The 19,402-nt window shown below is 58.5% G+C and carries 16 protein-coding genes and 2 tRNA genes; 6 read left to right on the forward strand and 12 right to left on the reverse strand.

What is annotated here, in order from left to right; all coding sequences use genetic code 11:
- Positions 1 to 25: 25 nt before the first annotated feature.
- The 4 genes from MWH26_RS15805 to mutS form a co-directional block, all read right to left on the reverse strand.
- Positions 26 to 109, reverse strand: a tRNA-Leu gene (locus MWH26_RS15805).
- Complete coding sequence (locus tag MWH26_RS15810) at positions 92 to 577, reverse strand: HNH endonuclease signature motif containing protein (RefSeq protein ID WP_247975031.1); 486 nt, start codon at positions 575 to 577, stop codon at positions 92 to 94. Before MWH26_RS15810 ends, MWH26_RS15805 begins: the two co-directional genes overlap by 18 nt.
- 61 nt (positions 578 to 638) lie before the next feature.
- A tRNA-Gly gene (locus MWH26_RS15815) sits at positions 639 to 714 on the reverse strand.
- 285 nt (positions 715 to 999) lie between these two features.
- Complete coding sequence (mutS, locus tag MWH26_RS15820; protein WP_244698762.1) at positions 1,000 to 3,762, reverse strand: DNA mismatch repair protein MutS; 2,763 nt, start codon at positions 3,760 to 3,762, stop codon at positions 1,000 to 1,002.
- A 278-nt stretch (positions 3,763 to 4,040) separates the two neighbouring features.
- Between mutS and MWH26_RS15825 the strand changes: the two genes are divergently transcribed.
- The 4 genes from MWH26_RS15825 (at position 4,041) to MWH26_RS15840 (ending at position 8,761) form a co-directional block, all read left to right on the forward strand.
- On the forward strand, positions 4,041 to 4,583 hold the full coding sequence (locus MWH26_RS15825; protein ID WP_244697645.1) for an RNA methyltransferase: 543 nt from the start codon (positions 4,041 to 4,043) through the stop codon (positions 4,581 to 4,583).
- 156 nt (positions 4,584 to 4,739) lie between these two features.
- Positions 4,740 to 7,415, forward strand: coding sequence for a T9SS-dependent M36 family metallopeptidase (locus tag MWH26_RS15830; protein ID WP_247975032.1), 2,676 nt, complete (start codon positions 4,740 to 4,742; stop codon positions 7,413 to 7,415).
- A gap of 117 nt (positions 7,416 to 7,532) precedes the next feature.
- The gene (locus MWH26_RS15835) at positions 7,533 to 7,964 is read left to right on the forward strand and encodes a hypothetical protein (RefSeq protein ID WP_247975033.1); all 432 of its coding nucleotides are present in this window, start codon (positions 7,533 to 7,535) and stop codon (positions 7,962 to 7,964) included.
- Positions 7,961 to 8,761 (forward strand): J domain-containing protein, encoded by an 801-nt coding sequence (locus MWH26_RS15840; protein ID WP_247975034.1) that lies wholly within the window; start codon positions 7,961 to 7,963, stop codon positions 8,759 to 8,761. Before MWH26_RS15835 ends, MWH26_RS15840 begins: the two co-directional genes overlap by 4 nt.
- 85 nt (positions 8,762 to 8,846) lie before the next feature.
- On the opposite strand, the gene MWH26_RS15845 is transcribed toward MWH26_RS15840, so the two are convergent.
- Positions 8,847 to 9,617, reverse strand: coding sequence for a TerC family protein (locus MWH26_RS15845; protein WP_244697654.1), 771 nt, complete (start codon positions 9,615 to 9,617; stop codon positions 8,847 to 8,849).
- Between the two features lie 121 nt (positions 9,618 to 9,738).
- Positions 9,739 to 10,230: a YajQ family cyclic di-GMP-binding protein gene (locus tag MWH26_RS15850; RefSeq protein ID WP_244697655.1), complete on the reverse strand. Its 492-nt coding sequence runs from the start codon at positions 10,228 to 10,230 to the stop codon at positions 9,739 to 9,741.
- Positions 10,231 to 10,534: 304 nt separating this feature from the next.
- Between MWH26_RS15850 and MWH26_RS15855 the strand changes: the two genes are divergently transcribed.
- Positions 10,535 to 10,984 carry a PaaI family thioesterase gene (locus MWH26_RS15855; protein WP_244697657.1) on the forward strand — a complete coding sequence of 150 codons (450 nt, stop codon included), beginning with the start codon at positions 10,535 to 10,537 and terminating at the stop codon, positions 10,982 to 10,984.
- 323 nt (positions 10,985 to 11,307) lie between these two features.
- On the opposite strand, the gene MWH26_RS15860 is transcribed toward MWH26_RS15855, so the two are convergent.
- The 3 genes from MWH26_RS15860 to MWH26_RS15870 all read right to left on the reverse strand — a co-directional run bounded on the left by MWH26_RS15860 (position 11,308) and on the right by MWH26_RS15870 (position 14,384).
- Positions 11,308 to 12,306, reverse strand: a complete 999-nt coding sequence (locus MWH26_RS15860) for an NYN domain-containing protein (protein ID WP_188555873.1) — start codon at positions 12,304 to 12,306, stop codon at positions 11,308 to 11,310.
- A 617-nt stretch (positions 12,307 to 12,923) separates the two neighbouring features.
- On the reverse strand, positions 12,924 to 13,664 hold the full coding sequence (locus tag MWH26_RS15865) for a metal-dependent hydrolase (protein ID WP_244697659.1): 741 nt from the start codon (positions 13,662 to 13,664) through the stop codon (positions 12,924 to 12,926).
- 507 nt (positions 13,665 to 14,171) lie between these two features.
- Positions 14,172 to 14,384 (reverse strand): hypothetical protein, encoded by a 213-nt coding sequence (locus MWH26_RS15870; protein ID WP_244697660.1) that lies wholly within the window; start codon positions 14,382 to 14,384, stop codon positions 14,172 to 14,174.
- Between the two features lie 294 nt (positions 14,385 to 14,678).
- Between MWH26_RS15870 and mfd the strand changes: the two genes are divergently transcribed.
- Positions 14,679 to 18,221: a transcription-repair coupling factor gene (gene mfd / locus MWH26_RS15875; protein WP_247975035.1), complete on the forward strand. Its 3,543-nt coding sequence runs from the start codon at positions 14,679 to 14,681 to the stop codon at positions 18,219 to 18,221.
- A gap of 93 nt (positions 18,222 to 18,314) precedes the next feature.
- Here the strand turns inward: mfd and MWH26_RS15880 are convergent, their stop codons facing one another.
- The 3 genes from MWH26_RS15880 to MWH26_RS20160 form a co-directional block, all read right to left on the reverse strand.
- On the reverse strand, positions 18,315 to 18,587 hold the full coding sequence (locus tag MWH26_RS15880; protein WP_247975036.1) for a hypothetical protein: 273 nt from the start codon (positions 18,585 to 18,587) through the stop codon (positions 18,315 to 18,317).
- Between the two features lie 254 nt (positions 18,588 to 18,841).
- Positions 18,842 to 19,264 (reverse strand): response regulator, encoded by a 423-nt coding sequence (locus tag MWH26_RS15885; RefSeq protein ID WP_244697665.1) that lies wholly within the window; start codon positions 19,262 to 19,264, stop codon positions 18,842 to 18,844.
- A 9-nt stretch (positions 19,265 to 19,273) separates the two neighbouring features.
- Entirely contained in the window at positions 19,274 to 19,396 is a 123-nt protein-coding gene (locus MWH26_RS20160; RefSeq protein ID WP_262921962.1) for a hypothetical protein, read from the reverse strand.
- Between the last annotated feature and the right edge of the window lie 6 nt (positions 19,397 to 19,402).

Below are 19,402 nucleotides of genomic sequence, written 5' to 3' on the forward strand. Positions count from 1 at the left end.
CGCAAGCCGCGGAGGACGTTTTTTGTACCAGAGACGGGAATCGAACCCGTACTTCCTTACGGAAACGGCATTTTAAGTGCCGCGTGTCTACCTATTCCACCACTCCGGCTCGCACTTGATTCTTGCCACGGTAACTAGCTGTCTGCGCGTGGCAATTAGGGCAAAGTAACTGTAAATTCTCGAAACGATGGTCGTTATTTATTCCATTTACATGGTGAAGCTCCAAGGGTATAAGCTTGCCCAACCACTCCACTTGCGCACAACTTTCACACTTTCTTTCTTTTAACCCCTCACTTAATAACCGATTTTTCAGCCTGTGCGAGGAAGTATAGCGAGAGTTTTTTACCAGAATATTATCCCACGAAAATTGTCGGCCAACGTCGCGGTACCGCTCCCCTCTGTTCCAGCCTTGACCAGTGAAGTGGCTAATATCAATGGTTAATGCAGCAATGCGGCCTTTGATGGTCTTGTAATTGCCCCCTGCTGGAACTAAGCCCAACCGCTTGATAAGTTGCGCCATGGACAAGCATTCTGCAGCTAGTGCCCGGAATTGCTCATCCGACACTTTGATTCTCATATCAACTCGATTGAGCACTTAGTATAAAGCAAAAGACCCTGCCGAATGACAGGGTCTTTTTTGGAGCGGGAGACGAGGTTCGAACTCGCGACCTCGACCTTGGCAAGGTCGCGCTCTACCAACTGAGCTACTCTCGCTTTTGATCTTGGCGCCGTAGTGGCGTTTTGATGTGACAAAGGTACTACAGGAAACCGCGAAGTCAAGAGCCCACTTTAAAAAAACCGATACTTTTTGTTTCACCAGAACCTTCTTAGCTGATTTTCAGGGAGAAAAATTTAGGTAAAAACTACTTCTCAGCAACTATACCACTACGGTTTACCAGCCTACATCGAAAAGCCCTACCCCCATTCCCTGCTCAGACATTGTGAAAGAATCCGAGTAGAAAATGGCGGTAGGGCTTCTGAAGTTGATAGCCAGCGAGCCTAGCTGCTGCTTAGGGTAAGCTTTAGCTCGTTAAGCTTGAGCAGGGCTTCAATGGGGGTCAGCGTGTTCACATCCAGTTTTTCCAGCAGTTCCCGCAGGCGCTCCAGGGCTGGGTCAGTTGGTTCAAACATGCTGAGCTGCAGGCTGGGGCGTGGGGCGCTGTGCACAGCAGCCGTCGGCTGAGCCTTGGGGCCCCGCGGGGCAACATCCGCAGCCGGGGTGGAAGCCCGACCGTTCAAGGGGACTACTTTTCCGCTCGTTGGCTCATCATCGAGGCCCGCCAGCACGTCGTCGAATTCCGTGGCGGCGTCCGCATCGGGGCCGGCGGAGGTGCGTTCCTGCTCCAAGTGGTGCATGATTTCATTGGCACGCAGCACCACGGAGGTAGGCATGCCGGCCATGCGGGCCACGTGAATGCCGAAGGAGTGCTCAGAGCCGCCTTCGCGCAGCTTGCGTAGGAACAGAATGCGCCCGTCGGCTTCCTTTACGGCCACGTTGTAGTTGCGTACCCGCGGGCAGTCGTCGGCTAGCTGGTTAAGCTCGTGGTAGTGGGTAGCAAACAGGGTTTTGGCCCGGGCCTTGGGCGAGTTGTGCAGGTGCTCCACAATGGCCCAGGCAATGCTGATGCCATCGTAAGTGCTGGTGCCGCGCCCAATTTCGTCCATCAGCACCAGGCTACGGTCGGAGAGGTTGTTGAGGATGGAGGCCGTTTCGGTCATTTCCACCATGAAGGTGCTTTCGCCCTTGCTCAGGTTGTCGGAAGCACCCACGCGGGTAAAAATCTTGTCGATGATGCCCAAATGAGCCGAATCGGCGGGCACGAAAGAGCCGATTTGGGCCAGCAGCACAATCAGGGCCGTTTGGCGCAGCAAAGCGGATTTGCCGGCCATGTTCGGACCCGTAATTACCACAATCTGCTGGTCATCTTGGTCCAGCCGGATGTCGTTGGGAATGTACTGCTCGCCGGGGGGCAGCTGGCGCTCAATGACGGGGTGGCGCCCGGCCCGGATGTCGAGGATGGTAGAATCATCGACAGTGGGCTTGACGTAGCGGTGCTGGCGAGCGGTGGCGGCAAAAGAAGCCAGGCAGTCAGTAACACCAATAGCACGGGCGTTCTGCTGAATCTGGGTGACGTAGTCGGCGGCAAACAGTACCAGGTCGTTGTAGATGTTCTGCTCAATAATGAACAGGCGCTCCTCGGCGTGCAGAATCTTCTCCTCGTAGGTTTTCAGCTCCTCCGTGATGTAGCGCTCGGCATTCACCAGGGTTTGCTTGCGAATCCAGGAGGTAGGCACCTTGTCCTTGTGGGCGTTGGTGACTTCAAGGTAGTAGCCAAAAACCTTGTTATACGCTATTTTTAGGGAAGAAATGCCCGTTTCCTGCACGGCCCGTTGCTGGAGCTTAAACAGGTAGTCCTTGCCCGAAAACGCCATGGCCCGCAGCTCGTCCAGTTCTTTGTCTACGCCATCATTCAGCACGCCGCCTTGGTTGGTAAGGATGGGCGCATCGACCTTGATTTTGGCCTGGATTTCGTTGCGCAGGGCGGTGCAAGGATTAAGTTGATCGGCCAGCTTTTGCAGGGCCCGCACGCCCGAAGCGGCTAGTTCCTCCCGGATTGGGCCGATGGCTTCCAGGGCCCGGGCCAACTGCTGCAGCTCCCGCGGGTTCACGCGGCGCACGGCCACCTTGGAAATCAGTCGCTCCAAGTCATTAATCTGGCGCAAGTGCTGAAGCGTGTTTTCCAGCAGCTCGGGCGTTTGCAGCAAGGCCTCTACCGTATCGAGGCGGCGCTGAATCTGGGCAGGCTCCTTGAGGGGTAGCACCACCCACTTGCGCAGCAGGCGGGCCCCCATGGGTGTCACGGTCTGGTCCAGGATGTCAATCAGGGGCACGCCGCCGGGGTGCTGGGGCTGCACCAGCTCCAGGTTGCGCACCGTAAACCGGTCGAGCCACACGTACTTGTCTTCCTCCAGGCGCCCAATGCTGCCGATATGGCCCACGTCGGTATGCTTGGTTTCGGCGAGGTAGTGCAGGATGCAGCCGGCGGCCGTGATGCCCTCGCGTAGCCCGTCAATACCAAAGCCCTTGAGCGAGGTAGTGTTGAAGTGCCGGGTCAGGGTTTCGTGGCCGTAGTCGAAGCCGAACACCCACTCATCCAGGGCAAAATGGCAGTAATCGGGCCCGAAATGGCCTTCAAACTCCTGGCGGCTTTTCTTGCAGAACAAAACTTCGGCGGGCAGAAAGTTCTGGAGCAGCTTGCCCAGGTAGTCCACGGTACCCTGGGCCACCAGAAACTCACCGGTGCTGATATCGAGGAAGCTGATGCCGGCCTCCTGCTTGCCGAAATGCACGGCGCAGAGGTAATTGTTGCTCTTGCGCTCCAGCACGTTGTCGTGCAGACTCACGCCGGGCGTCACCAGCTCCGTAATACCGCGCTTTACCAGGCCCTTTGCTTGCTTAGGGTCTTCAAGCTGGTCGCAGATGGCCACCCGCTGCCCGGCCCGCACCAGCTTGGGCAGGTAGTTGTCGAGGGCATGGTGGGGAAAGCCGGCCAAGGGCGTTTCGGAAGAAGTGCCGGCCCCGCGCTTGGTCAGGGTAATATCCAGAATGCGGGAGGCCGTTACGGCATCCTCGCCAAAGGTTTCGTAGAAGTCGCCGACGCGGAACAGCAGCACCGCGCCGGGATGGGCCTGTTTGAGTTGGTAGTACTGCTTCATCAGCGGCGTATCAACGACGGGCGCGGGCCCGAGGGAGCCGTGCATGCGGATAGGCTTTTTGTTGGGGTCGGCAGTTTTGGTTTTCACGGAAAGCGGAAATACGGGAAAGAGAAGTGGGCTGGGGCAGAAGCCCCCATTCGCCTTGCGAACAAGAACAGCCACCTTGTTATGCCGAGCCCCGTAAGGAATCTGGCCTGCCCCCGTTGGGTTGCTCCTCCAGCGTCAGCACGTCAGATTCCTCGCGGGGCTCGGCAGGAGGTTCAGTAGAAAGGGGCGCAAGCCTAACAGCCGTTGCGCGGCGGCGCGTTCCTACCTTTGGTGCCATGCGCAAACTCTCGATGGAAGAACTGAACCGGCTGACGGTGGCAGACTTCAAAAATACGCGAAAATTCCCCCTTACCCTAGTGCTCGACAACGTGCGCAGCCTGCACAACGTGGGTGCCGCCTTCCGCACGGCCGATGCTTTTGCCATTGAGAAAATCTGGCTCTGCGGCATCACGGGCCGCCCGCCCCAGCGCGAAATCACGAAAACAGCCCTGGGCTCCACCGAGTCGGTCACGTGGGAGTACGCACCGACTACAGTGGAGGCGTTGCAACAGCTGAAAGCGGCGGGCTACGTGGTAGTGGCCGTGGAGCAAACCACTGGCAGCCAACCCCTACCGGCTTTCCAACCCGACCCTACCCGCGCCTACGCCCTGGTCATGGGTAATGAAGTGTTCGGGGTAGAGGACGAGGTGCTGGCCCTCTGCGACGCTGCCGTGGAGATTCCGCAGTTCGGCACCAAGCACAGCCTGAACGTGAGTGTGGCCGCCGGCGTCGTGCTCTGGGACTTTATCAGCAAGATTGGCTGGGGCCTAACGCCATAAGTAGGCGGTAAAAATACGAGCTTGGTAACAAAGCCTCTCATTTACTCAAAATTACGGTAAGAACTACGCGTTTTCTTGTGTAGATTTGAAACGGACCGCCCCGCTTGGGAGGCCCTCGCTCCTGCCCACACCTATTTACCCTCCTAGCCCTTCTTGATGAAGTCAACTTTTACTCCTACGGTGCGCGTTGTAGCTACCGCCGCCCTCCTGGCAATACCGGGTCTTGCATTGGCCCAATCGGCAGCGTTGCTTGACCAGGCGCGTAATGCTTTGCAGGCGCGCACGTCCGTCCTAGGCCTGAAAAAAACGGATGTTTCGGATCCGGCCATTACCAGCTCCTTCACCGACGACTATAACGGCATCACGCACGTGTACCTGCGCCAGCGCTACCAGGGAGTAGAGATTTACAACGCCGTGGCCGATGTGCACTTGAATGCGGCGGGGCAGGTGGCTAGTCTGCACAGCAAATTTGTGGTGAATGCTGCGGCCCAGGCCCGTCCGGCCACGCCCGGCCTCACGGCGGAGCAAGCCGTAGCGGCGGCGGCCCAAGCCCTGAACCTGGCGGCCCCCCAGGGCCTGCGAGTACTCAAAGCTGGCACCGCAGCGGCCGGTCTGGAATTCTCGACCGGCGGCATTTCCCTGGACCCAATTCCGGTGAAGCTGATGTACCTGCCCATGCCCACCGGCGAGCTGCGCCTGGTATGGGACGTCACCATTTACCCGCGGAACGCCCGCAACTACTGGAGCGTACGCGTGGATGCCTCCACCGGCGCCCTGCTCGACCGGCACGACCTCGTGATTCGGGAGCCGTTTACCATGGCAGCTCTCACCGCGCCCCTGGCCCTGGCCTCCACGCCTACTCCGGCGGCCCCCACGGCGGCCCGCCCCACGGCCGGCAACAGCTACAATGTGTGGCCTATCACGGTGGAAAGCCCTAATCACGGCTCCCGGCAAGTAGTTACTGACCCCGCCGACCCCGCGGTTTCGCCCTACGGCTGGCACGATGTGGACGGCAAACCCGGCGCGGACTCCCTGCGCACGGCCGGCAACAACGTGTACGCCTACGAGGACCGCAACAACCGCAACAACTCCGCCACGGAGCTGTGGCGCGGAGGCTACGCCCCGAAAGGCGGCACCAACCAAATCTTCGACGCACCCTTTAACAGTGGCGTTACCGCGGCTCCGACTGCCAACCTCGACGCGGCCATCATCAACCTGTTCTATTGGAACAACGTGATGCACGACGTAATGGCGCGCAAGGGCTTTACTGAGGCCAGCGGCAACTTCCAGGCCTTCAACTACTCCAGCCAGGGCCGGGGCGGCGACGCCGTGTTTGCCGAAGCGCAAGACGCCAGCATTGCAAATCCTGCCAGCTTCAACAATGCCAACTTTGCTACCCCCGCCGATGGCCGTACGCCCCGCATGCAAATGTATCTGTGGGAGCAAAACGTTACCACGGCCAGCATTACGGCCCCGGCGACCCTAGCCGGACCGATTGCTGCGGCTGAGGGCGTGTTTACTCGCCGCCTTTCAAAAACGGGCCCAATCAGTGGTAATCTAGTGTTGGTGAACGATGGAACGGCTACGCCCACTTACGGCTGCCTTACGTACACCAACACTGCCGCCGTGAAGGACAACATTGCCTTGGTTGACCGCGGCGACTGTACGTTCGCCATCAAGGTGCAGCAAGCGCAAGTAGCCGGCGCGCGCATGGTTGTTATTATCAACAACAGTGCAACGCAAGGAGCCGTCTCTTTTGGTAGTGCCGCCGACTCAGTCGGTATCCGAATTCCGGGCGTCATGATTTCGAAGGCCGACGGTGACCGAATCAAAGCGGCCCTGCAGGCAGGTACCACCGTCAGCTTCACGGTTAGCGGCGTGACCAACTACCGCGACAGTGATTTCGACAATGGCATCATTGCCCACGAGTACGGCCACGGTATTTCCACCCGCCTGACGGGCGGTGCAGCGGCCCCTAGCTGCCTACGCAGCGCTGAACAAATGGGCGAGGGCTGGAGTGATTTCTTCGGGCTGTGGATGACAACCAAGCCCAGCGACGTGGGCGCTACAGGCCGGGGCATTGGCACCTATAGCTCCTTCCAAGCCACCACGGGCGGCGGCATCCGGCCTAACCGCTACAGCACCAACATGACCACTAACCCGGCTACCTATGACTATATCGGCAAGACGGTAAGTGGGGAAGCCTACAATGCCGCCCACAATATCGGGTACGTGTGGGCTTCTGCACTCTGGGATTTGAACTGGGCCCTGATTGACAAATACGGCTACAACACCGACCTGCGCGGCACCACCGGTGGCAACAACATTGCCCTGCAATTGGTTATCGATGGGCTGAAACTGCAAGCCTGCAACCCCGGCTTCATCGACGGCCGCAACGCCATCCTGAAAGCGGACTCCATAAACAACAACGCCGCTAACTCGGCCATTATTTGGCGCGTGTTTGCCCGCCGGGGCATGGGTTTCGGGGCTAGCCAAGGTAGCGCCGATCTGCTCAACGACCAGACGGCATCCTTCTCACTGCCTGCCGTGCTCAGCAGCCGGCAGCAGCTCAGCGAGAAACTGCTGGAGCTGTACCCCAACCCAGCCAACGACCAAGTGCTGGTACGCACGCAGGTTAGCAGCGCGGCCCCTGTGCAAGTAGAGCTAGTATCGTTGCTGGGCCAGCGCGTACGGGTGCAGCAGGTTTCCGCGGCCCGGTTGCAGCAGGAAGGTGCGCTCATCAATACGGCTGACGTAGCTGGGGGCGTGTACATCGTGCGCCTGACCACCTCGGAAGGTACCATCACCAAAAAGGTGGTAGTACAGCACTAAGACTTAGGCGCAATTTGTCCTGGTTGCTTTGTTTCCCATTAAGAAAAACGCCCGTCTGGCTTTGCGCCGGGCGGGCAGTTTTTTTAGCTTTTCAGCCTACTTGCTGGTTACTTACCCATGACTCTATTCCTGCCTGACTCCTCCTTAGCTGACGCGGCCCTACTGGCCCTGCGGCCTACCCTGGATGCCGTGGTGCTAGATGGCGCGGCGGACTCCGTCGGCGACTTTTTGCACCAGACCCTGCGCCCCGTGCTCAAGCTACAAAACCACCGGCTGCTTACCGTAACGGCCGATTTTCTGGCCGATCATCATGTGCCGTTTGCCGGTGCCGGCGCGGCAGAGCGCCAGCGGGTGGTAGCGGAACTGCTCACGCGCAACACCAAGCTCCGTTACACCATCGTTGGGCTGATTACGGGCCTGTTTACCAGCGCCGAAACGGTTTTTTACCGCGCCCACCGCCCCGAGCTAAATCGGCGGCTACTGGAGCTGGCCGTTCGGCGGGTGCAGGACCAAACGGCGGAAATTGCTACCCTGCTACCGCCTGGATGAGCACGTTTTACGCCACGCTGGAAGTAAGTGAGCAGGCCACGGCCGAGGAAATCCGCCGGGCCTACCGCCGGCTGGTTCTGCTGACCCATCCTGACCGCACCCCCGATCCGGCTGCCCACGAGCGGTATCTGGCCGTTAATGCAGCCTACGATGTCCTGAGCCAACCTGAGCGCCGGCAGCTCTACGACGCGGCCCTGGCCATTCGGCGGCGCCCGCCTGCGCCGGCACCCGTGGCTACCTCTCCCGGGCGCACCAACCGGGACCGGCACCGCCGACCGATGGCTCAGGTCCGCCGCGGTCCAACCCCCGATCCGTACGCGGTGGTGTACGCCCGCTACGCCCCCTGGGCCCGGCGCTTCTGCCTGCTCATGCTAGTGTTTTGCGGCCTGCTGCTGGTTGACTTTTGCTGGACCCGGGAGTACCCCCGCGAGGTGGTGCAGGCGGTGGAGCGGCACTCCTTATCCTCGCGCCGGAGCGGTATGGTTACGTATTACACCTTTCATACCCCGCACGCCAGCTTCCGCAGCTACGAGTACGATTGGACCATTGGCACGGCGCTGGCTATCCGCAAAAGCGCCTTATTTGGCCAAATCCGGCAGTTTGCCGTGGGCGGGCAGGGCTGGCAGCGCGCTGATCAGGTAAGCATCTACGGCAACTTTCTGTTTGCGCCGGCGCTGCTGTTGCTTATAGCCGCTGCCGGAACCTTCCGGCGTCGCTCCAATGTGTTCGTATTCAATTGCAGCCTGGGGTGCGGGCTGCTGCTGCTGGTGGTGATTTATTTCCTGGTCAGATCTTGAGGAAAAAGCTAGTCCTGCTACCCAGCAAAAAGCCCCCGAAGCGTACGCTTCGGGGGCTTTTTGCTGGGTAGTACGCGGCGCGCGTTTAGTCGTATTGAGAGTCGCGGAGCTGCACGGGGGCAGCCTTCTTACGCAACCGCATGTTCAGCACCTCCACAATCAGGGAGAAGAACATGGCGAAGTAGATGTAGCCCTTCTCAATTTCCTTGTGGAAGGCTTCCATCACGAGCATGACCCCAATCATAATCAGGAAGGAAAGGGCCAGCATTTTGATGGTAGGGTTGCGGTTCACGAAGTCGGCCACAATACCGCTGAATACCAGCATCACGCCCATGGACAGGATAACGGCCAGAATCATAATCAGCACGTTATCCACGAGGCCCACGGCCGTCAGAATCGAGTCGAAGCTGAACACAATGTCAATCAGAATAATCTGCAGGATGACGCTGCCCATGGAAGCGCCGCCCTTGGCGTTGTGGCCCTCTTCCTCCTCGCCCTGCAGCTTGGTGTGAATCTCGGTGGTACTCTTACCAATCAGGAACAAGCCCCCACCCAGCAGAATCAGGTCGCGGCCCGTTACGTTCCAGCCCTCCTGCATCCACGGCACGGGAATGCTAAAGAGCGGCGCTTTCAGGCCTACAATCCAGGAAATACTCAGCAGCAGCCCAATCCGGAACAACAGGGCCAGCAGCAGCCCGATGGTGCGGCCGCGGCTGTGCTGCTCCTGCGGTAGGCGGTTGACGATGATGGAAATAAAGATGATGTTGTCAATACCCAGCACAATTTCCATGAACGTGAGCGTCAGCAGGCTCACCCAGGTTTGGGGGTCAGAAAAAACGGAGAAGTCGAAGTGCATGGAAGCGGTAGTGAAATGATGGAGTAGCGCGCCAGGAGCAGTCAGGACGAGAAGGCCACGCCGGCTGTCAGCCCAGAAGCTGGCAGTAGTACGCAAAGGCCCCGGTTTCGTCCGCCGCGCCCTACGACTTCATATTGACGAACTGCAGGGGCTGGCCGATGTCGGTTCGGCGGAGAATGGCAATGGCAGCCTGCAATTCGTCGATTTTCTTGGCCGTGACGCGCACTTGGTCGTCCTGCATCTGGGCTTCTACCTTGGCCTTACCGTCCTTGATGGCTTTGATGATTTTGCGGCCCGCTTCCTTATCTACCCCGGCGCGCACCTTAATAACTTTCTTGATGAGGGCACCGTTGGCCTGCTCTTCAGCCGAAAAGTCGAGGGCCGTGCCATCAATGCCTTGCTTCACCACGCGGGTGAGCAAAATGTCCTCCAGGGCTTTCACGCGCATGGAGTTTTCGGAGGTTAGGGTAACGGTATTAGCTTTCTTATCTAGCTCAATACCACCTTTGGTATCACGCAGGTCGTAGCGGGTCTGCAGTTCTTTTTTGGCCGTATTTACCGCATTTTCAAGCGTCTGCGGATCAACTTTGCTCACGATATCGAATGATGCCATGGGGAGAAGGAAGGTGAAAGGAGAAAGTCTGCGCTACGTAGGGCACCCACGCAGGTTGGCTCAAAGATAGTGAGGTAGGGAAATGGTAGAATGGTTGAGGTGGCCGGCGGCGGCAATCCTGGGCCTCCTACCCGCGCTTTCTGCCCCGTACTGGTCCGGGTACTGGCGGTTACTACTCGCCGTGCGGGCAATAGCAGTAGAGCGCGGCGAAAGAGGAACAGACAGGTATGGTCGGCAGGGATTTGCCTAAAGTACTCTACCTTTTGCGGGTATTCCAACCCGCCCGTTTCTGCTTTTTCCGGTTATGAAACCCACTCCCGACCCTGCCGCCCTGCTCGCCATCTACAACCAAATAAACCACTATGGCCGCGCCAATGGCATGGAGCTAATGGTACAGGAGCCCGGCAACGTGCGCTACACCATGACCATCCGCGACGAGCACCTGTCTTCGCCCGGCACCTGCCACGGGGGCGTGCTGGCCGGCCTAATGGATGCCACGCTGGGCGCCGCCGCGCTTTCGTTGGCCTTTACCACCGCGGAGCTGGTTTCAACGGTGGAGTTTAAGATTAACTACCTCCACCCCGTTCATCTGCACGACCAGCTACTGGCCCACGGCCTAGTGGAACACCACGGCAAAACGTTGGTTGTAAGCAGTGCCTTTATCAGCTGTCCCGCCCGCAACAATCTGGTGGTAGCCCGGGGCATGGGCACCTTCAACCGCTACCCCGCCTCCAAGCGAGACCTTACGTGGTGAGATGGTGACTGAGTAACTGAGTGAATGAGTGAGTTTGCCGAGTACATGCATCTGCCCCATGCCGTCCTAGCGAGGGCACCGACCCCATTCCTCTCATTTGCCTTAAAACCTAGAAACGTGACAAGCCCTTGACGCTACCATACATCAAGGGCTTGTCACATTTTAGAGGGGTAGCATTCCGGCCAGGACGGATGGCGGCGTTGTGCCTTGCCTCCTCGCTATAATAATTCACTCACCACCTCACCACTAAAAAGAAGCCGCCGGGCGGCCTGTCTCACGCAGGCTGCCCGGCGGCTTGGGAGCTACCGAACCGAGGCTAGTTATTACAGGCGTTCGGGAGAGCCGGCCGACTCGTGCTCGTGCTCGTCGTACTCGTCGCCTTCTTCCATTTCGGGGGCTTCTACTTTGCGCACGTTACGGGCACAGTCTTCGTCGCGGTGGTTGCGGCCCACCGTGAACTCCACCCAGTCGCCTTCGTGCAGCTCGTTGAAGTCACCCTCGGCCATGTCGGCGTAGCTGAAGAACAGGTTGTTCGGGGGCATTACCACGAAACCAAAACCATTCTTGAGGTTTTTGATGGTGCTGATACCCACCGTGCCTACCGGACCCGCGGCCGTGGGGCCGGTGGGGCGTACGGGCTTGGGCGCAGGGAAGGCTACTGGCTCAGGCGTGTTCACGAACATCGACTCAATTAGCTCGTCGCCCGTGCTCAGGCCCTGGTCAATGACTTCGTGCATTTGCACGGGGTAGGTAGCCTGCTCCAGCAGTTGCTGCGAGGCGCGGGTTACGCGGTTTTCGCCCTTGAAGTCGGTGTATTTGAAGTCCCAGTTCAGGAGCATCACGCGGGTACCCACGGTGTTGAGCTTCTTGATCAGGGGGGCGTAGTCAGAGTCGCCGGCAATGAGCACGACTACGTCGAAGCTCTTGTGGATAGCCAACTCCAAGGCTTCCAGGGACAACCACACGTCAATGCCCTTCTCTTGCAAACGGCCATCGCGCGTTTTCAGGGGCATGTAGTGGGTCTGAATGCCCATGTTCATCAGGATATCGTCGAGGAGCCGGTCGTGGAACAGCCGGTCTTTGTCGCGAGCTTCCGTGGCGGAGAGGCGGCCGCGGAAGAAGTGAGAGTCAATTATCTGGCTCAGACGTACGTCTACGTCTTCTTCTTCAGCAACCTGATGACGAATAAATTCATGGAGGCCTTCCAAGCTAATACGGGCCTTACGGTCATGCTGGAAGTAGTAGTAATCACTGATTTTCAGGAAATAATTGCCGTCATAGAAGACGCCGATCCTAATTAAAGGGCTATTCATCTGGTTCATACAAGAAACGGGTTGAGCGCAAAAAGGTGTGTGTGAGTAAGAGCGGGTAAGTTGGTTCGGGTGGGCGCGTGGCGTACACATGCCCGATCAAAGATACAAGTTGTAGACCTTACAGTAATGCAGTAAACCATAGGCTAGGCGGTTTTAGCGAATGAGCACGTGCGAGTTAGCTGGTAAAGAATATGCGTCAGTTCTCTCAGCACGCTAGATAATAACTGCCCACATGAGACCTTCATGAAGAGGATAACGGCCTCCACACGGGTGATATTCTACCCGTATCACGTCGGAATATAGCAGGCGGGTTCCTCTACAATATTAAAGCATATATATGTATTATGCGAATCCGATAAGTGCAAATTAAACGCTTCTGCTACAAACTTAATACGCTGAGCTTTGCGGCGGAGAACGGGTTTTAGCGCAAAATCGTCATTCCTAAATCCTACAAATAGAACCGCGGATACGTAGTAATCAAATATACAATTCCGGTCCGCGTACTAGCAGCCAATTCGCCTGACTGCCCTGTTTTATAGCCCAAGTGCCAGTAACATCAGACTAATAGCGCCGGGTTCCGCCGGCAGAGGCCCGGCAAGCTTGCCTTGCCTAGCAACCCGCCCGCACTAGAACCCCAGCCGGCCTACTACCAACCCCAGCACCAGCAGCCCATAGCCCGCACAGATTGCCAGCTCCAACAGGTTACCGCTTTTGGAGCCCGTCCGAATCAGGGGAATTTTCAGGGAGAAGTCAGTCAGGGGCATGAGCCACTTCACGCCGGCTTTCGTGAGGGTATCGGCCAGCAGGTGGGAGGCGTAGCCCGCGCCAGCAAACAGCGCCACGCCGTGCCAGCCCAGGCCCTTATCGGCCAGGTGGCCAATGTAGGTCCATAGGCCAGTGGCCCAAAGCGTGTGCGTCCAGGAGCGGTGGGAGGTGAAGGGGGCTACTGACACAAACAAACCCAGCATGCTCAGCCAGATGTAGCCGGTGTAAAGCCCCGCCACCAGCGTGCAAAGCCCGGTAAAGAGCAGGGCCAGCTTGCGGGTAGAGTCGCCCTGCATGGCCGCCCCAATCAGACCAAATGCCAGGGCAATGGTAAAGCCCAGGCGACGGTCGGGGCCGAGGGGTAGCTGGAAGTGGGTGTAGAGCGCCAGTCCGGCCGCTACGGCCACAAAGGCCCACCGCACGTAGGCTTGCGCAAACCCCAGGCGCTTGCTTAGGCGGGAGCCGGGGTGGTCGAGGTCGGGGGCTAGGGAGGAAAAACCGGCCAGGGCAATGCCGGCGGGTGAAAACGGAATACCCGGTACGAGGCCCGCAACAGCCACGCCGGTAATCAGGCCAATGGCCAAGTGAGAAGAACCGCGCACTAAAAAAGTATCATAGAGAATAAGCCGTAAAGATACCGCCCAGACGAGCCGCTTTACTACAAGCCGCAGCAGGTTTTTGCGCGTACCACCGGCCCGTAGTAGGTAGCAGGCTGGCAGCCGGGTTCGGCACTTAAACCAAGTCCCGGATAATTGCTGCCGCGTTTATGTGCCGCTTACTACCGCTGTAGTAGCTTGAGCATTTTAGGAGGTAGCTCCTGCGGCAGCTATCAGCTTACTTTTTGCTTGTACATTCTTATTCTGCATCACCGATACGTCAGGTTCCTCGTACCTGTCTTCTCCCTGAACCCAGCGCAGAACCTTATCACGAACGAGCAGCAGCAGGTATCTCAACCTTTTGTTCATGCATGAAATGGTCCTGCGCAGGGTTCAGGAGGGCCAGTGAGGAAAGTAGGTGCAGATAAGCACATGGAGCAGTGGTGCTCCAGCCTACTCAGTCTAGATGCTTTATAAAGACAACCGCTAAGAAACTGCCCAAAGTGCCAGCTGCTACCAGCCGCCGGAGCTGCCGTGCAAGCCGCCTTGAGCATCGCGCACTTGGTTTTCCAACAGGGCCAGGCCACGGTGGAAGGCATCGGTTACTTGCTGCTTCTCATGCTCGGGAAGGGGGCCCTGCTCCTGTACCTGCTGACGCACCTGCCGCAGATGATTCAGAATATCGTCCCACTCGTCGCTTCCCTGCTCCTTCTGCTTGTCCACCATTGCCTTATGCCCGCTGGGGCGACTTCTGCGCGTGAACTGGGAAGATACGAGGCTGGCGAAGAAAAGTGGCGGAAACTTTCGGAGGCCAGCCGGGGTATTCAGTAGCGTGCATTTTTGTTGGAAGACTAGCCCTGAGCTTCGGCCCTGCACAAACTGAAGCACTGGTGCCTACCTTTCGGCTGGCAGAAACACGCCCTGCGCACCCGCCGTGCGTGCTTTGCCCCACACGTGCCCGACCGGAGTTACCTTCGGCCGGGCTTCTCCCTTTGCTTCCTCCCCTAGCCGCTACCCGTTTTGAAGGTCACCGATTTTCTCAAGCTCTACTCCCTGGACCCGACCACGCTGACGGTGGGGGCCCGCCTGAACCCGGCCACGCGCAACTCGCTGAAACCGGCGACTGACAAGTCCGAGACGCCCGCGCGCCTGCACCTGAAGGGCCTGATAGGAAGCCAGGATGCCGTGCTGGCCGCCGCCCTGCACCAGGAGTTCCCGGATCAGCACCACCTGTTCATCCTGCACGACCGGGACGAGGCCGCCTATTTCCTGGCCGACTTGCAGCACCTGGTGCCGGAGGAGGAGCCCCTGCTGTTTCCGAGTTCCTACAAGCGGCCCTACTCCTTCGACGAGACGGAAAACGCCAACGTGCTCATGCGGGCCGAGGTGCTCAACAAGCTCAACTCCCACCGTGGGCCCAAAACCACCGCCGAGCAGGACGCTGAAAATGCCGCCGACGCGGCCGAAGCTACCGAAGATGGCACCACCAAACCCAAGGGCAAGCGTGCCAAAGCCAGCGCCAAAGAAACCGCCGGGGCCCTCATCGTTACCTACCCCGAGGCCCTGTTTGAGAAGGTTATCAACAAGAAAAGCCTGGTAGCGAATACCTTCCTGGTAAAAGTAGGCGACAAGCTGGACGTGAACTTTATCAGCGACATGCTGGCCGAGTACGACTTTGAGCGCTCGGACTTTGTGTACGAGGCCGGGCAGTTTGCCGTGCGTGGCGGCATCGTGGACATCTTTTCCTACGCCAACGAGCTACCCTACCGCATTGAACTGTTTGGGGACGAGGTGGAAACCATCCGGACGTTTAACCCGGAAAGCCAGCTCTCGGTGGAGAAGCGCCAGCAGGTGAGCATTATCCCAAACGTGCAAACCAAGCTGCTCCAGGAAACGCGGGAGTCGTTTCTGGACTTTATTCCGCGCAGCACTGCCATTTGGGCTAAGGACGTGCGCCAGACCCTGGACGTGGTAGAGGAGTATTTCGACAAGGCCGAGCAGGGCTTCAAGGAGCTACTGGCGGCGTCGGGCGGCACCCAGGTAGTCAGCAAGCCGGAAGATTTGTTTGAGTCGGGCAAGACGTTCCGCAAGCTGCTGGAGGGCTTTCCGGTAGTGGAGTTCGGCAAGCGTTTTCACTTCAAGGCCGGGGCCGAAGAGTTCAGCTTCAGCGCCAAGCCTCAGCCCAGCTTCAACAAGGACTTCAACCGCCTGGTAAAAAACCTGCACGACAACCAGCAGAAGGGCTATACCAACATCATTGCCGCCGAACAGGTGCGCCAGGCCGACCGCCTGCGTACCATCTTCGACGAGCTGGACAACAACGTGCAGTTTCAGCACTTGCTGCTGGGCCTGCGCGAAGGCTACATTGACGAAACGTTGAAACTGGTGGTGTACACTGACCACCAACTGTTTGAGCGCTTCTACCGGGCCCAAGAAACCCGCAAGTTCTCCAAGAAAAAGGCCCTGACCCTAAAGGAGCTGCGCACCCTGGTACCCGGCGACTACGTGGTGCACCAAGACTACGGCATTGCCCGCTTTGCCGGCCTGACCCAGGTAGAAATCAACGACCGGGTGCAGGAGGCTATCCGGCTGGTGTACCGCGACGACGACGTGCTGACCGTCAGCATTCACGCCCTACACAAGATTGCCAAGTACTCGGGGGCCGAGGGCAACCCGCCTACCATGAGTAAGCTGGGCTCGCCGGAGTGGGAAAACAAAAAGAAGTCGGTCAAGAAGAAGGTCAAGGACATTGCGGCTGAGCTAATTCGGCTGTATGCCAAGCGCAAAACCGCGCCCGGCCACGCCTTCGCCATGGACTCCTTTATGCAAGCCGAACTGGAATCGAGCTTCATCTACGAGGATACCCCCGACCAAGCCAAGGCTACCGAAGACGTGAAGCGCGACATGGAAGTGCCCCATCCCATGGACCGCCTAGTGTGCGGCGACGTAGGCTTCGGCAAGACGGAAGTAGCCATTCGGGCCGCCTTCAAGGCCGTGGCCGATGGCAAGCAGGTGGCTATTCTGGTGCCCACTACCATCCTGGCCATGCAGCACTACAAAACGTTCCGGGAGCGGCTGGGCAACCTGCCCGTGACGGTGGAGTACGTGAACCGCTTCAAGAGCACCAAGCAAATCAAGGAGACCCTGGCCCGGGTAGCGGAGGGAAAAACCGACATTCTTATCGGCACGCACCGCCTCACCAACAAGGACGTGAAGTTCAAGGACCTGGGCCTGCTGGTAATTGACGAGGAGCAGAAGTTCGGGGTGAAAACCAAGGACAAGCTCAAGGAGCTGAAGGTGAACGTGGACACACTGACCCTCTCGGCCACGCCCATTCCGCGCACCCTGCACTTCTCGCTCATGGGCGCCCGCGACCTGTCGGTTATTGCTACCCCCCCACCCAATCGGCAACCCGTACAAACGGAATTGCACGTCTTCGACGAGACGCTGGTGCGCGACGCCATTGCCCGCGAGCTGAAGCGGGGCGGGCAGGTGTTTTATGTGCACAACCGCATCAAGGACATTGAGGAGCAAGCCAGCATGATTCTGCGCCTAGTGCCCGACGCCCGCGTAACCTACGTGCACGGCCAGATGGAGGGCGACCTGCTGGAAAAGCGCATGATGAAATTCGTGGATGGCGACTTCGACGTGCTGGTGAGTACTACCCTCATTGAGTCGGGCCTGGACATTGCCAACGCCAACACCATCATCATCAACCGCGCCCACATGCACGGCCTCAGTGACCTGCACCAGATGCGGGGCCGGGTGGGCCGCTCCAATAAAAAGGCCTACTGCTACCTGCTCACGCCCCCGGTGGCGGGCCTGCCGAGCGACGCCCGTAAGCGCCTGAGTACCCTGGAGGAATTCTCCGACCTGGGGGCGGGCTTCAACGTGGCTATGCGCGACCTGGACATTCGGGGGGCGGGCAACCTGCTGGGCGGCGAGCAGTCGGGCTTTATCAACGACCTGGGCTTTGAAACCTACCACCAGATTCTGGACGAGGCGGTGCAGGAGCTCAAGGAAACCGAGTTCCGCGACCTGTTCCTCGGCGACCCGACCCAGCGCCTACAAGAAGCAGCCGGCACCAGCGCCCCCAAGGAGTGCAACATCGAAACGGACCTGCAAGTCCTAATTCCGGACCGCTACGTAAGCAACGTGTCCGAGCGCCTGCAGCTGTACAGCAAGCTGGACCGGGCCAAAAATCCCGAGGAGTTGCGCAAGGTGCTCACCAGCATGGTAGACCGGTTCGGCCCCCTCCCCCCCGAGGTAGAGCAGCTAGCCGACATTGTGCGCCTGCGCTGGCAGGCCTGCCAGGCCGGCTTCGAGAAGCTCACGCTCAAGAAGAACCTGCTCAAAGGCTTCATTCCGGCCACCAACAACGAGCCCTACTTCCAGAGCGACACCTTCGGCAACATCCTCAGCTACGTGCAAACTCACCCCCGCTCCGCTTCCATGAAAGAGCGTAAAGAGCAACTCATCCTCTCCGTAGAAGAAGTGAAAAGCGTGCAAGCCGCCAAGCGCATTCTGAGCGAGTTGGGCAGTGAGGAGAAGGTAGGAGTATAGTCTTTTAATGGTACCGGCTAGTCCGGCCTCACATAGCAACGGCCGCCCCAACTTGGAGCGGCCGTTGCTATGTGAGCTAGGAGTAACTGGAGCCTACACGTGCGGGCGGCGGGACAGCCACTCAGCGGCTTCGCGGCCCACTAGGGCCTGAAATGCTTCCATATCGGCGGGTTGCAGTGTGTAGCCGGACGATTTTTCGTAGATGTCCCGGATTTTGTCGGCCAGGTGCTTGGTCTTTTTCGGCAGGTCCTGCTCCTGGATGTTTTCCTCGTCCAGCACGCGGAAGAGTTCTTCTTTAGGAATTGGAGAAAGGCCGCCGGGAGCTACCCAGCCAGAGTCGGCACCAGAGGTGGAAGATTGAGCCATGATGAAAAGATATAATGGAAGAAAGGATGTAGGGAAGCAACGATTCGCAGCACCTAGCCGGAAATACCTAGCCGCCTCAAGCTAGGTGGGTGCCAAAGTCCTTTGCTTTGAAGCAAGCCCGTCATGCAGAGCGTAGCGAAGCATCTGGCGTGCTGATGTTGCACTAGTAATCAGTGGTCAAATAATCAGCAAGCGAAACAACTTCCACTCAGCACTAGGACGGGCTCGGGAGCTTACTAGCCACATAGCCTGAGTTACGCCTCCGGACTGGCCAGGGGGAAGTGCTGCCGCAGGATGGACGTGACTTTCTCCTGGTTTAGCGGCTTGCTGACGTAGTCGGCTACGGGCAAGCGCTCGGCCTGGGCCACGTCGCGGGAGTGCATGGAGGTAGTGAGTAGCACAATGATAACGTGGCGCTGCTGCATCCAAGCCAGCTGCTGGTAGGCATTCAGAAACTCAAAGCCATCCATAACGGGCATGTTGATGTCCAGAAAAATCAGGACCGGGCAGGTGGGAGTAGCGCTCTGGCAGTGGTGGTGTAGCAGCTCCAGGGCTTCCTGGCCGTTGAGGGCCACCAGAAGTTTATCCGCCACATTAAGTTTTCGGAGCAGGAGTTCATTCAGAAAATTAGTAGTTGCATCGTCATCAACTAATAGCACACTGGCAAGCCTGGTCATGGGTACTTCTTAGAACAACAGCCCATTGTGGGCCGCTAGATGGTACATACGCTGAACATCGGCTTCTTTGCCGAAGCCCAACACGTTTTCGCGCCGGACGGGGTAGGCCGGGTGCCGGGCGGGGTTAGCCAAGAGGCG

Origin of the sequence: Hymenobacter sublimis (assembly GCF_023101345.1) — a bacterium.
Lineage (GTDB): Bacteria > Bacteroidota > Bacteroidia > Cytophagales > Hymenobacteraceae > Hymenobacter > Hymenobacter sublimis.